Source organism: Pseudomaricurvus sp. HS19, assembly GCF_009857815.1.
GTDB lineage: Bacteria > Pseudomonadota > Gammaproteobacteria > Pseudomonadales > Cellvibrionaceae > Pseudomaricurvus.
This window is the reverse complement of the sequence record NZ_WVVW01000002.1, coordinates 370,326-383,099: the sequence shown is the minus strand read 5'-3', so window position 1 is coordinate 383,099 and position 12,774 is coordinate 370,326. Positions and strand designations below refer to the sequence as shown.

The following is a 12,774-nucleotide window of genomic DNA, read 5'->3' as shown; positions in this document are numbered from 1 at the left end:
AGTCCTCTCCGAATGTAAATCGTTATCTGATCGCTGTTCTGATGCGAGATTATTGTGCGTTGTGTTCCTGAACGTCTGTGGGCGTCACTGTATCGCCTGTGTCGTTGCCCCAGGCGTTACGCTCATAGGTAACGACCGCCGCCACTTCGGCCGGGGTCAGCTGGTTGCCAAACGCCTGCATGGCGGTGCCAGGTTTGCCGCGCACGACGATATCTATGTGGGCATTGATATCGCCGGTGGTAATCGGGCTCTTGATCAGTGACGGGAATACCGGTGGCATGCCGGCACCGGAGGGCTGGTGGCAGGCAGCGCAGGCGCGGGCGTAAACTTTTTCCCCTTCCGCCATAAGTTCTTCATGGGTCCAGGTGCGGGCTGTCGCTGCAGCTGCCTGCTGAGCCTGCTGTTCTTTCTCTTCCTGCTTGGCCAGCAGCCACTGTTGGTAGTCTTCCGGTGAGCGGGCATCGACAACGATGGGCATAAAGCCGTGGTCCTTGCCACACAGTTCGGCGCACTGGCCGCGATAGACGCCGGGCTCGTTGACGATGGCCCACGACTCATTGATAAATCCGGGAATGGCATCCTTCTTGACCGCCAGATGGGGTACCCACCAGGAGTGAATGACATCATTGGAGGTAATCAGGAAGCGCACTTTCTTGCCGGTTGGTATCACCAGCGCGTTGTCCACTTCGAGGAGGTAGTGTTCGCTTTTTTCAGCAGTATTCTCTATTTGCTCTCGTGGTGTTGAAAGGTTGGAAAAGAATTCCACGTCCTGATCCAGGTACTTGTAATGCCATTTCCATTGGTAGCCGGTCACCTGGATGTCCACCTCGGCATCGCTGGTGTCGTACATTTTAACCAGCGTTGCGGTGGCGGGAATGGCCATGGCAATAAGGATCGCCATGGGGATCAGCGTCCAGATGATTTCCACCACGGTGTTTTCGTGAAAGTGGGCGGCTTTGGCGCCTTTGGATTTACGGTGATGAATAATGGACCAGAACATGACACCGAACACCACCACCGCAATGGCAACGCAGATCCAGAAAATGGTCATGTGCAGGTCGTAGACCGAACGGCTGATGTCGGTGACACCTACCGGCATGTTGAGCGGTATCTCTGCGGCAGCGTCCTGGGGCAGGAGAGATAAAACAAGGGCAGCTTGCAGCAGCCGGGACAGTGGCGCGTTCAGCCACCGACACACAGAAGTATCCATAATCAACGTGCCTGTCTTTTTGTAATTATTGAAGTGGTCTGTCCGTGTTCTGACGTGCGATCAATGCGAGCCAGAGGTGCGCAGGCGCGACGAATCCTGCGGGTCAAAATTGCAGCCTTTGACAGCCTGAAACTAATTTAACCGCTGATGTTTGTCAAAACTATCCGAACCGCCGCAGCGATGCCGATAACAAGCAAAACTGTCATAAATATGCCGGTGATCACAAAAGGCCAGACACTTTTTTCTTCGGCATCATTGTCCAATTGCTTGCCGCTCTGAACGCCGAGGAAGGCGCCGGTAACACTTTTAAGCAGGCTGAAAAATCGATTCATAATTTGTTTTCTTATATCTGCAGCTATTTATATTTTTAATACTAATAAAAACGGTGTTATTTCGAGGTTCAGGCAATAGCCACTATCGGTGTGTGTGAATCATTTACTCATATTTCTGAATCTGTTACCGAAACTGTTTCCGGATATTTTTTTAACTCCGATTAACTTCAAAGCCAAACGTCGTTAATTTCAGAAGGTTTTTTATTATTTCCTGCTGTGCTTTAAATCAAATGCTTTATGTATAAACGATCCAATAAATCAAAGCATTTTCCATGTTTGTGAAAATCCCTTGTGCAATACTGGTTTTGCACTCCCAGTGAGAATAATAGTCAGGAGTTTCCTATGGCAATCTTGCAACACACATTAGGCATTTTTCTGCACCCGGAATCCGAGTGGCAGTCCATTCGGCAGCAACGCCGCGAAGGCTTTATGGGGGTTTTCGTCAGCCACGTACCATTTCTGGCGTTGATCCCGGTTATCTGCGCCTACATCGGTGTAACAGCGGTGGGGTGGCAGGTAGGCTCGGACGAGGTGGTCCGGTTGACCTCGGTCAGTGCGGCCAGTCTCTGCTTCCTCAGTTATGTGGGTATCAATCTTGGCGTCTACATCTTTGGTGAGTTTATCAACTGGATGGAACGCACCTTCGGGGTAAAGGATTCGGCCGAGGAGAGACATTATGAAGGTACGGCGATGGCCGTCTATGTCACCACGCCGATGATGATCGCCGGACTGGTACTGCTCTATCCATCTCCGTGGCTGGTCACGTCAGTGATGGGTATTGCCGGGGCCTATTCAGTCTACCTGCTGTATCAGGGCATTCCGATTTTGATGAACATTCCCAAGGATCAGGGCTTCATCTTTGCGTCGTCCGCAGTAACCACCGGCCTGGTGCTGATGGTGACGATGATGATTGCATCGGTGATTGTCTGGACTGTAGGCGTAGGACCGGTCTACGTCAGTTGATTCGGGCGTAAGTTGATTCTGGAATGCCGGCTTCCGGCGTGGAAGCGGGAAGGTACCAGTAATAACGGAAGGTACCGTCAATAAAAAAGCAGGCGCAAGCCTGCTTTTTTATTGTGCGTCGGAAACGTCCTGACTGCTGCCCGGTTACGGCTTCAGTTTGGGTCAATCAGGCGAACTACCGCTTCGTAAGGGTCGCGGGACTTGCCAGCGGCATTTAGGCGTTGCAGGTAGTCCTGCCAGAGGGCTTCCTGGTCGTCGGCCAGGTGGCGCAAATAGTTCCAGCTGAAGAGGCCGGTGTTATGGCCGTCGCTGAAGTAGATGCGCAGGCCGTAGTGGCCGGTGGCTTCCAGCTTGTCGATATTCACATCCCGTTTGCCGAACTGCAGAGTCTCCTGCCCGGGGCCGTGGCCCTGAACTTCGGCGGAGGGGGAGTAGACGCGCAGCAGCTCTGCCGGCAGCCGGGCGCTGACATCTTCGTATTGCAGCTCCAGCACGGCGGTGCCTTTGTGCAGGGTGACTTTGCGGGGCGCGTTCATAAGCAGCGGGTGTCCGGGCCGGAGGTTGGTGAGCGGGCCGCCGGCATGCAGCGGCCCGGTACGGATCAGAGAATGTAGCGACTGAGATCTTCGTTCTGCGCCAGGGCGCCGAGGTGAGAGTCAACGTAGTCACGATCAATGACCAGGACGGCGTTGTTATCGCCTGCGTCAAAAGAGATGTCTTCCAGCAGTCGCTCCATAATGGTGTGCAGGCGACGGGCACCGATGTTTTCCGTGCGCTCGTTGACTTCGCAGGCGGTCTCGGCGATGCGGCGGATGCCATCGGCGGTAAACTGCAGTTCCGCTCCTTCGGTTTGCAGCAGGGCGATCTGCTGCTCGGTCAGGGAGGCGTTGGGTTCGGTGAGGATGCGCTCGAAGTCATCTGCCGTCAGTGCGTCCAGTTCCACGCGAATGGGCAGGCGCCCCTGCAGTTCGGGGATCAGGTCCGATGGTTTGGAGAGGTGAAAGGCGCCTGAGGCGATAAAGAGGATGTGATCGGTTTTGATCATGCCGTGTTTGGTGCTGACGGTGCAGCCCTCAATCAGGGGCAGCAGATCCCGCTGCACCCCTTCCCGGGAAACGTCGGTGCCGCTGGTCTCGCCGCGCTTGGCCACCTTGTCGATCTCGTCGATAAAGACAATGCCGTTCTGCTCGGCGGCAGCGATGGCCTTGCTCTTGAGTTCCTCTTCGTTCACCAGCTTGGCGGCTTCTTCATCGCGAATCTGGCGGAAAGCCTGACGCACGGTCAGCTTGGCACTCTTGCTGCGCTTGGAAGAGAGGGAGGAGAACATGTTCTGCAGCTGGCTGGTCATCTCCTCCATGCCGGGAGGTGCCATGATCTCCACGCCTACCGGGGTAGAGGCTACTTCGATGTCGATCTCCTTGTCGTCCAGCTCGCCCTCACGCAGTTTCTTGCGGAACAGCTGGCGGGTGGTGCTCTCCTGGCGTTCGCCGTCGTCGCCCCGTGCCGGTGGCAGGAGAGCGTCGAGAATCCGCTCTTCAGCCGCATCTTCCGCCCGGTGGCTGACCTTGGACATCTCCTGTTCGCGGTAGAGTTTGATGGAGCGGTCCACCAGGTCGCGGACAATGGACTCCACGTCGCGGCCGACATAGCCCACTTCGGTGAATTTTGTTGCTTCCACCTTAATAAAGGGGGCGTTGGCCAGCTTGGCCAGGCGGCGGGCAATTTCGGTTTTACCGACGCCGGTGGGGCCGATCATCAGGATGTTTTTGGGTGTGACTTCGTTGCGCAGGCTCTCGTCCAGTTGCATGCGGCGCCAGCGGTTACGCAGGGCGATGGCCACTGCGCGCTTGGCGGCACCCTGGCCGACGATGTGCTTGTCGAGTTCGTGGACGATTTCACGGGGGGTCATGTCTGACATGATGAATTCGCTTCCGGTATCAGAATAGGGTTGTGGTTACAGGGCCTCGCGGGGGAGACCACCGCTGTCAGGGCTGATAAACCAGCTCTTCGATGGTGTGGTTGTGGTTGGTGTAGACACAGATGTCGCCGGCAATACCCAGCGCTTTCTCCACAATGGTTTTGGCTTCCAGTTCGGTGTTCTCGAACAGCGCCCGGGCCGCGGCCTGGGCGAAGGGGCCGCCGGAACCAATGGCAATGATGTCCTGCTCCGGCTGGATGACGTCACCGTTGCCGGTAATGATCAGGGAGGCGTCCTTGTCGGCCACCGCCAGCAGTGCTTCCAGGCGGCGCAGGGCGCGGTCGGTACGCCAGTCCTTGGCCAGCTCTACAGCGGCGCGCACCAGCTGGCCGCCGTGGGCTTCCAGCTTGGCTTCGAAACGTTCAAACAGGGTAAAGGCGTCGGCGGTGCCACCGGCGAACCCGGCGATAACCTCATTGTTGTAGAGGCGCCGAACCTTGCGGGCGTTGCCTTTCATAACGGTATTGCCGAGGGAGACCTGGCCGTCGCCGCCAATCACAACCTTGCCGTTGCGACGCACGGAAACAATGGTAGTACCACGATATTGTTCCACGGAGGGGATCCTTAAAGTCGGAATGTGTAGTCAGAGCTCAAGCGGGAGATGGGGGCGGAACGGGGAAATTCAAGGGCGCCCGGCGGGCGCCGGAGTGGCGCGCCCGGCTCAGGAGCGATTGCGTTTCAGCAGCAGGGGATTGATGTCGTTGGAAATGAGGGTGCTGCGGGCATTGGCGACCTTGGACTGCGAGGTGTAGGGCCCCACCAGCACGCGGTGCCAGGTCTCGCCATTGCGTACAGTGACGGTTTCCACGCTGGCGTCCAGGTTCATCAGGATCAGTTCTGCCCGCAGACGGTCGGCGTCGGCGACCTTTTTAAAGGAGCCCACCTGCAGGATGTATTCCTGGGGTACGGTTTCCGCTTCCGGGGTGCTGTTCTTGCCTTTGCCGCCCGGGGTCGGCTCCTGTACCACCACTTCGGTCTCTTTCAGCAGCTGGTAAAAATCAAACCGTGGCTTGGGGATGTCGGGTGAGGATTTGCTCGCCACCGGGGCCTCTGGCTGCGCGGGCGCCGGTGTGGAAGAGGGTGTGAGTCCCGACAGGAATGCCAGAAACATAATGAAGGCGCCCAGCACGGACCCGGTGAACAGCCACACCCACGCAGGAACCTGACTGCGCTTGGGGCTGCTCTTCCGGGTGCCTTTCTTGTTGTTGCTTCTGCTGCCGGAGCTGGAGCGGCTTTTTTTCGCGTAGTCGCGGGTCATAGTCAGGTGTCTGGATGGTCTTGTAACTGCAAGGCGGCCATTGTACTCGACCCGGGGTGTTGAACCAATTGCCTGGATCCCATTCCGGGGCGGTAATCAGGTCATATCCTGTGGATCCACGTCCACGGACCAGCGTACCCGCTTGGCCAGCGCCGATTGGTCCATCTGTGGAATCAGCTGCTGCAGGGCCAGATGCAGGTGGGCTCGGTTCGGGCTTTGTAATTGCAGTTGATAGCGGTAGCGGTCATTGCGCTTTTCCATCGGCGCGGGCAGCGGCCCCAGGCATTGCAGCTCCCGGCTGTCCGGCCGTTGCTCCAGCCACTGCCGGGCCTGCAGCAAGGCGCCATGGGCGTTTTCCGGGCGGCTGGATTCGGCCCGCAACAGTGCCATGTAGCGAAACGGTGGCAGGCTGGCGGTCTGACGCTCCTGCAACAGTATGTCGGCGTAGGTGCTGTAGCCCTGGTGCAGCAAGGTCTGCAGCAGGGGGTGATCGGCGAGGTGGGTCTGGATCAGCACGCTGCCGGGCTTGTCCGCGCGCCCGGCGCGCCCGGCCACCTGCAACAACAGCTGGCCCATGCGTTCGGGGCCGCGGAAGTCGGTGCTGAACAGGCCTCCATCCACATCCAGAATGGCCACCAGGGTGACGTCCGGGAAATGGTGACCCTTGGCCAGCATCTGTGTGCCCAGCAGGATGCAGGGTTCCCCCTGGTGGACGCGGGACACAATTTCCTCCATGGCGTTTTTGCGGCGGGTGGTATCGCGGTCCACCCGCACCACCGGAATGTCGGGGAACAGTGCCTGCAGCCGCTGTTCGGCCCGCTCGGTGCCCTGTCCCAGGGGTTGCAGCTGGTAGCTGCGACAATTGGGGCACTGTTGCAGCAGCGGCCGCTGGTAGTCGCAGTGGTGGCAGTGGAGGTGGCTTGGGTGCTGGTGCACGGTCAGGCGGGCATCGCAGGCGGGACATTGAGCCATCCAGCCGCAGTCGTGGCACATCAGGGTGGGGGCGTAGCCGCGCCGGTTGAGGAAGGCCAGTACCTGATTGCCCTGCTGCAAGTGGCTGCGCATGTGCTCCAGCAGGGGTTCACTGAACCCATCCTGCAGGGGCAGGCCGCGGATATCGATGGTCTCCATGGCCGGGGGCTGCGCGCCGCCGGCACGTTGGGTCAGGGGCAGCATCTGATAGCGACCGCTGCGGGCGTTGTGGTAACTCTCCAGTGACGGGGTGGCACTCCCAAGCAGCAGGGGGATGCCCAGCTGCTGGCAGCGTACCGCGGCCAGGTCCCGGGCGGAATAGCGCAGGCCATCCTGCTGCTTGAAGGAGCCGTCGTGTTCCTCATCGACAATGATAATCCCGCCCCTGGGCAAGGGAGTGAAAATAGCCGAGCGCGTACCTATGATGATGTCCGCCAGGCCCTGTGCCGCCAGCAGCCAGGCTTGTTGGCGCTCACTATCGTTCAGGCCCGAGTGCAGTATGGCCATGGGACGCTGGAAGCGCTGCTGAAAGCGGCGCAGGGTCTGTGGGGTGAGGCCGATTTCCGGGATCAGTACCAGTGCCTGTTGACCCGCCGCCAGCACCTTGTCGATGGCCTGCAGGTAGACTTCGGTCTTGCCGCTGCCGGTGGTGCCGTAGAGCAGGTGGCACTGGAAGCGCCCAGGTTCCACCTGCCGCAGGGCCAGTTGCTGTTCGCTGTTGAGTGGCAGGTGCGGCTCCCGCAGCGGTGGCAGGGGAGGCAGGTCAGCGGCCAGCTGCGCCGGAGACAGTTGCAGCTCCTGTAGCAGTCCCTTGTCGGCCAGCGCCTGCAGTTGTGGACGCTTGATACCACTGGCCAGCAGGTCCTTGTGCCAAAGGGGGAGGGCGTCGTGATGGGCTTCGGTCTGCAGGGCCTGCAGTTGGGCCAGCAGTTCCTGCTGCCGTGGCGCCCGTGCCAACTCCGCCGGGGAACAGTGGCGGCCGGCGTCTGTCAGCCGCCAGGCGCTCTCTTCCACCAGCCGGGCAGCGGCGCCCTGCCGCAGCTGTACCGGCAGGGCCGTGGCAAGCACATCACCCAGTGGGTGGTGGTAGTAGTGGGCGGTCCATTGGCACAGTTGCAGCACCTCGGTGGGTACCAATGGTTGCTGGTCCAGCAGCTGCAGGATCGCCTTCAGCTGACTGGCTGGTAGTTCCGAACTCTGCTTGACTGAGGTTATGACACCGGTCAATTGCTGGTTGCCAAAGGATACCTGCACCCGACAGCCGGGAAGGGCAATGGGGCCCGGGAACAGCGGGTCCCAGGCCAGATAGTCAAAGGTTTTGCGCAGGGGAACGGGCAGGGCAACGGCGTAGATCGGGGGCTCGGCCATGGAGCGGGAGGTACCTTGGATGGTGAGGCCCGGTGGTGCTGAAAAAATGCACAGCGAGCTTGCGTCGACGGAAGTTTCTGGTAGTATGCGCCGTCTTGATTTTTAAGCCCGCTAAGGTTAACCGTTGTGCGGTGCCCGGCACAAGACCGGGTGGCGGCACACATTCGATAAGGCGAAACCCATGAAAACTGATATCCATCCAAATTACGGCCTGATGACTGCTACCTGCAGCTGTGGCAACGTTATCACCACCGGCTCCACCAAGGCGACCGAGATGCACCTGGACGTGTGCTCCAACTGCCACCCGTTCTACACCGGCAAGCAGAAGCAAGCCAGCACCGGCGGCCGCGTAGACAAGTTCAAGAAGCGCTTTGGCAGCCGTATCGGCGCCAAGTAATCGCGCCGACGATACGCAGTTTCGAAAAGCGCTCCAGGCCACTGCAGCGCTTTTTTTATGCCGATACGGGAGGGAGCGCCGCCAGCAAGACGGTGTTAAAAAGCCCTGGCTTGTGGCAACTATTCCCCTCCGATTGGCGCAATTACCAAGCGAAAGCGGCGTAATACGCAGGGATATTTGACCGGATAGTCTGCTATTCTCTTCCTCCCTTGGGGTATGCGCCTCTCCAGCCAATGGACAAGACCATGTCAGATGTATTTAAGCAAGCGGCTCTGGATTACCACGCGTTTCCGAGACCCGGCAAATTAGCGATCGAAATTACTACCTCCGCAGAGACTCAGGAAGATCTCTCCCTGGCCTACAGCCCCGGTGTGGCTGAGCCAGTGCGTGAGATCGCCAAGGATCCGGAAAACGCCTACAAATACACGGCCAAGGGTAACATGGTGGCGGTGATCACCGATGGCAGTGCCATTCTCGGCCTGGGTAACCTGGGACCGCTGGCCAGCAAGCCGGTCATGGAAGGCAAGGGGCTGTTGTTCAAGCGTTTCGCCGGTATCGACTCCATCGATATCGAGGTGGAGAGCGAGAGCCCGGAAGCCTTTATTGAGACCGTTGCCAGCATTGCCAACACCTGGGGTGGTATCAACCTTGAGGACATCAAGGCGCCGGAGTGTTTCCAGATTGAAAAAACCCTGATTGAGCGCTGTCAGATCCCGGTTTTCCACGATGACCAGCACGGCACCGCAATTGTTACTGTGGCCGGCATGCTCAATGCTCTGGAGATTCAGGGCAAGTCCATCGCCGACGCCCGTATCGTTTGCCTGGGCGCGGGCGCTGCGGCCCACGCCTGCTGCACCCTGATGATCGCCGCGGGCGCGACCCGTGAAAATATCACTATGCTCGACAGCAAGGGTGTGATCTACAGTGGCCGTGACGGACTCAATGAATACAAAGAGCAGTTTGCCCACGATACCGAGGCGCGCACCCTGGACGATGCTATCGACGGTGCGGATGCCTTCCTCGGCCTCTCCGGCCCGAACCTGTTGGCGCCTGAGCAGCTGGCTAAAATGGCAGCTAATCCGGTGGTGTTTGCCTGCTCCAACCCTGATCCCGAAATCAGCCCCAAGATCGCCAATGAGGTGCGTGAGGATCTGATTATGGCCACTGGCCGCTCCGATTATCCTAACCAGGTCAACAACGTCCTCTGCTTCCCGTTCCTGTTCCGCGGCACCCTCGACGTGCGTGCCCGTGAGATCAATACCGAGATGAAGCTGGCGGCGGTAGAGGCCCTGAAAGAGCTGGCCAAGCTGCCGGTGCCTGCCGAGGTTACCAAGGCCTACGGTGGGGTGGAGCTGAGCTTTGGCCGCAACTACATCCTGCCCAAGCCAACCGATGCCCGCCTGCTGGGTGCGGTAGCGGCGGCAGTGGCAAAAGCGGCAGTGGATACCGGGGTGGCGCGACTGCCTTATCCCGCCCACTACCCGCTGCAGACACTGGCTGACTGCAAGTGGTAAAAGCGGCGTGCCGAAGGCTGGCTCTGCTGCCAGTCTTTGGTTGCCTGATGTGCCGGTAAATCGAAAAGCCGGACAGCCGGACAATAAAAAAGCCCCATTGGGGCTTTTTTATTGTCCGGCTTTTGTTGGGCACTGCCTTCAGAACAGCTCTTCCGGCAGGGTGTCGCCGCCGTTACTGATGCCGTTGCTGCCGGGCTCGGGAGCGTTCTCCTCGGCGTATTCCGGAAGGTTTTCCTGGCGGAAGAGTTCAAAAATGGCATCCTGCTGGCCCGCTCTGGCGCGCTTGCCACTGACAGGATCTATGCGCACCGACGCCAACCCGTCGGGCAGGACGCGGTTCTTGGTGGGCACGCCTTCCAGAGCGGTCTGCATAAACTCGATCCAGATAGGAAGGGCAGAGGTGCCGCCGTACTCGCGCCGGCCAAGTGGCAGGTTCTGGTCGAAGCCCAGCCAGGTGGTGGCAACAATGTGGTGGTTGTAGCCCGAGAACCAGGCGTCACGGGGGCCGTTGGTGGTACCCGTCTTGCCCGCCAGGTCAGTGCGTCCCAGGCTCTGGGCCTTGGTGCCGGTGCCGCGGCGCACCACGTCTCTCAACATGTCGTCAATCAGGTAGGCCACCTGGGGTGACATCACCCGCTCTGCCTTTGGCAGGGGCAGGGGCTGCTCCGCCAGGTTGGCATCTGTTGCCGTCGGCTCTGCTGCATCGTCTGCAGCGACATCAGGCTCGCCATCCATCGCGTCCGCAGCCGGATCGGTGTCGGGCCTGGCCAGCTCCGCTGCCAGCGCGGCTTCCATGGCGGCCACATCGTCGCCCGGAACGGCCGATTCACTGTTGTCGGTGGCGTCCTGCGGCAGGTCGCAGTCCCGGCATACGGTTACGGGCGTGGCCTGATAGACCACTTCGCCGTCCTCATCCAGAATCCGGTCCACCAGGTAGGGGAACACCTGGTAGCCGCCGTTGGCAAAGACGGTGTAGCCGGTGGCCACCTGCAAGGGGGTCAGGGCGGAGCTTCCCAGTGCCAGCGACAGGTCGTGCGGGAGCTTGTCTTCGTCGAAGCCAAAACGGTGCATATCGCGGATGGCGGTCTCTACCCCGATAGCCTGCAGTACGCGGATGGAGACCAGGTTACGGGAGAGGTAGAGCGCCTTGCGCAAGCGGGTGGGGCCATAGAACTTGCCGCTGGCGTTTTCCGGGCGCCAGGTGTTCTCCAGTGAATCGTCATCAAACACGATGGGGGCATCGTTGATCAGGGTCGCCGGTGTCATGCCGCTTTCCAGTGCGGCACTGTAGACGAACGGTTTGAAGTTGGAGCCCGGCTGGCGGGTGGCCTGGGTGGCGCGATTAAAGTGACTCTGGTTGAAGTCCAGTCCGCCTACCAAAGCCTTGAGGCCGCCATTTTCCGGGTTCAGGGCCACCAGGGCTGCCTGTGCTGCCGGGATCTGGGCCAAATGCCAGAGGGCCTCTTTGTCGCGATAGACGCGGATGACGTCGCCCTCGGCGACCACGTCAGCGGCCTTTTCCGGCTCCGCACCGCGGCTGTTTTCGTTGATGTAGGGGCGGGCGGCAGAGAGCCCGTTGTCCCAGTCGATGGAGCCTGCCGTGCCGTCAGCCAGCAGGAAATCGACGCTCTGTTCGCCCACTGCCGTGACCGCAGCGGCCTGCAGGCCGGCGATGGTGGAGAAGTCTTTGAGGGCGGCCTGCCAGCGGATCCTGCGATCATCGCTGGTCTCTGCGTCACTGGCGTCCCGGCTGTCGTTGTCGGCGGTATCGCCGCCTGTGGCCAGAGAGGCTTCCGGACCGCGATAGCCGTGGCGCAGGTCGTAGGTCATCAGTCCGTCGATAACGGCCTGTTGGGCCCGGGCCTGCAGGCGGGCATCCACCGTGGTGATGATGCTGTAGCCATCGGTGTAGGCCGCTGCACCCAGGCGGTCAACCGCTTCCTGTCGTGCCATCTCGGCAATATAGGGGGCGTCCAGGTCGAGCTTGTTGCCGTGATAGGAGGCGGTTACAGGTTCGGCGACGGCACTGTTAAGTGCTGCTGCATCTATATAGCCCAGTGATTGCATACGACCGAGAATCCAGTTGCGTCGCACCAGGGCGCGTTCCGGGTTGGCCAGCGGGTTGTAGGCTGAAGGCGCCTTGGGCAGGCCGGCAATCATGGCCAGCTGTGCCAGGTTCAGCTCCTGGATCGGCTTGCCGTAATAGACCTGGGCAGCGGCCTGAATACCGTAGGCGCGATTTCCCAGGTAAATTTTATTGACGTAGAGCTCGAGAATTTCCTGTTTTGTGAGCTCCTTCTCGATCTGCAGCGCAAGCAATATCTCATTAAACTTGCGGCTGAAGGTCTGCTTGCGCGTCAAAAAGAAATTTCGGGCGACCTGCATGGTGATTGTGCTGCCACCTGTCTGAATCTGGCCCGATTTCAGTAATTGTGAGGCTGCTCTCAAAAGGCCTTTAATGTCGACGCCGGGATGAGAGTAGAATCGATCGTCCTCGGCGGCCAAAATCGCATCGATAAAGGGCTGGGGAACATCGCGGTAAGCGATCGGTGTGCGCCGTTTTTCGCCAAATTCACCCAGCAGCAAACCGTCGCTGGAGTAGACGCGGAGCGGGGTTTGCAGTTTTATCTGACGCAGCGCCTCGACTTCAGGGAGCTTGGGGATCAGGTAAAGGGTAATTCCGGAAAAGAGGGCTAATGTGCCACTGCCGACGGTCAGCAGCAGCCAGAAAGTCCATACCAGATAACGTTTAGTTGAAGTCATTTTTTCTAGAATAATTAAA

At 59.5% G+C, this 12,774-nt stretch carries 11 protein-coding genes; 3 read left to right on the top strand and 8 right to left on the bottom strand.

Annotated features, from left to right (window positions below; all coding sequences use genetic code 11):
- Positions 1-49 precede the first annotated feature (49 nt).
- Together coxB and GSF27_RS09455 are read right to left on the bottom strand one after the other, a co-directional pair.
- Positions 50-1,210 (bottom strand): cytochrome c oxidase subunit II, encoded by a 1,161-nt coding sequence (coxB, locus tag GSF27_RS09460; protein WP_160968265.1) that lies wholly within the window; start codon positions 1,208-1,210, stop codon positions 50-52.
- A 137-nt stretch (positions 1,211-1,347) separates the two neighbouring features.
- Positions 1,348-1,542, bottom strand: a complete 195-nt coding sequence (locus tag GSF27_RS09455) for a DUF2970 domain-containing protein (RefSeq protein ID WP_160968263.1) — start codon at positions 1,540-1,542, stop codon at positions 1,348-1,350.
- A gap of 342 nt (positions 1,543-1,884) precedes the next feature.
- Here GSF27_RS09455 and GSF27_RS09450 point away from each other — a divergent pair, with 342 nt between their 5' ends.
- Entirely contained in the window at positions 1,885-2,505 is a 621-nt protein-coding gene (locus GSF27_RS09450) for a Yip1 family protein (RefSeq protein WP_160968261.1), read from the top strand.
- Positions 2,506-2,657: 152 nt separating this feature from the next.
- Here the strand turns inward: GSF27_RS09450 and GSF27_RS09445 are convergent, their stop codons facing one another.
- From GSF27_RS09445 to GSF27_RS09425, 5 genes are all read right to left on the bottom strand, one after another.
- A complete protein-coding gene (locus tag GSF27_RS09445; RefSeq protein ID WP_160968259.1) occupies positions 2,658-3,041 on the bottom strand; it encodes a gamma-butyrobetaine hydroxylase-like domain-containing protein in 384 nt (127 codons plus the stop codon).
- A 65-nt stretch (positions 3,042-3,106) separates the two neighbouring features.
- Positions 3,107-4,423 (bottom strand): ATP-dependent protease ATPase subunit HslU, encoded by a 1,317-nt coding sequence (hslU, locus tag GSF27_RS09440; RefSeq protein ID WP_160968257.1) that lies wholly within the window; start codon positions 4,421-4,423, stop codon positions 3,107-3,109.
- Positions 4,424-4,490: 67 nt separating this feature from the next.
- On the bottom strand, positions 4,491-5,036 hold the full coding sequence (gene hslV, locus GSF27_RS09435; RefSeq protein WP_160968255.1) for an ATP-dependent protease subunit HslV: 546 nt from the start codon (positions 5,034-5,036) through the stop codon (positions 4,491-4,493).
- A gap of 108 nt (positions 5,037-5,144) precedes the next feature.
- Positions 5,145-5,741 (bottom strand): SPOR domain-containing protein, encoded by a 597-nt coding sequence (locus tag GSF27_RS09430; protein WP_160968253.1) that lies wholly within the window; start codon positions 5,739-5,741, stop codon positions 5,145-5,147.
- A gap of 96 nt (positions 5,742-5,837) precedes the next feature.
- Positions 5,838-8,081: a primosomal protein N' gene (locus tag GSF27_RS09425; protein ID WP_160968251.1), complete on the bottom strand. Its 2,244-nt coding sequence runs from the start codon at positions 8,079-8,081 to the stop codon at positions 5,838-5,840.
- A gap of 181 nt (positions 8,082-8,262) precedes the next feature.
- On the opposite strand from GSF27_RS09425, the gene rpmE reads away from it, so the two are divergent.
- Positions 8,263-8,478: a 50S ribosomal protein L31 gene (gene rpmE / locus GSF27_RS09420; protein WP_160968249.1), complete on the top strand. Its 216-nt coding sequence runs from the start codon at positions 8,263-8,265 to the stop codon at positions 8,476-8,478.
- Between the two features lie 245 nt (positions 8,479-8,723).
- Complete coding sequence (locus GSF27_RS09415; RefSeq protein WP_160968247.1) at positions 8,724-9,992, top strand: malic enzyme-like NAD(P)-binding protein; 1,269 nt, start codon at positions 8,724-8,726, stop codon at positions 9,990-9,992.
- A 138-nt stretch (positions 9,993-10,130) separates the two neighbouring features.
- Here the strand turns inward: GSF27_RS09415 and GSF27_RS09410 are convergent, their stop codons facing one another.
- Positions 10,131-12,755, bottom strand: coding sequence for a penicillin-binding protein 1A (locus GSF27_RS09410; RefSeq protein WP_160968245.1), 2,625 nt, complete (start codon positions 12,753-12,755; stop codon positions 10,131-10,133).
- Positions 12,756-12,774: the final 19 nt, after the last annotated feature.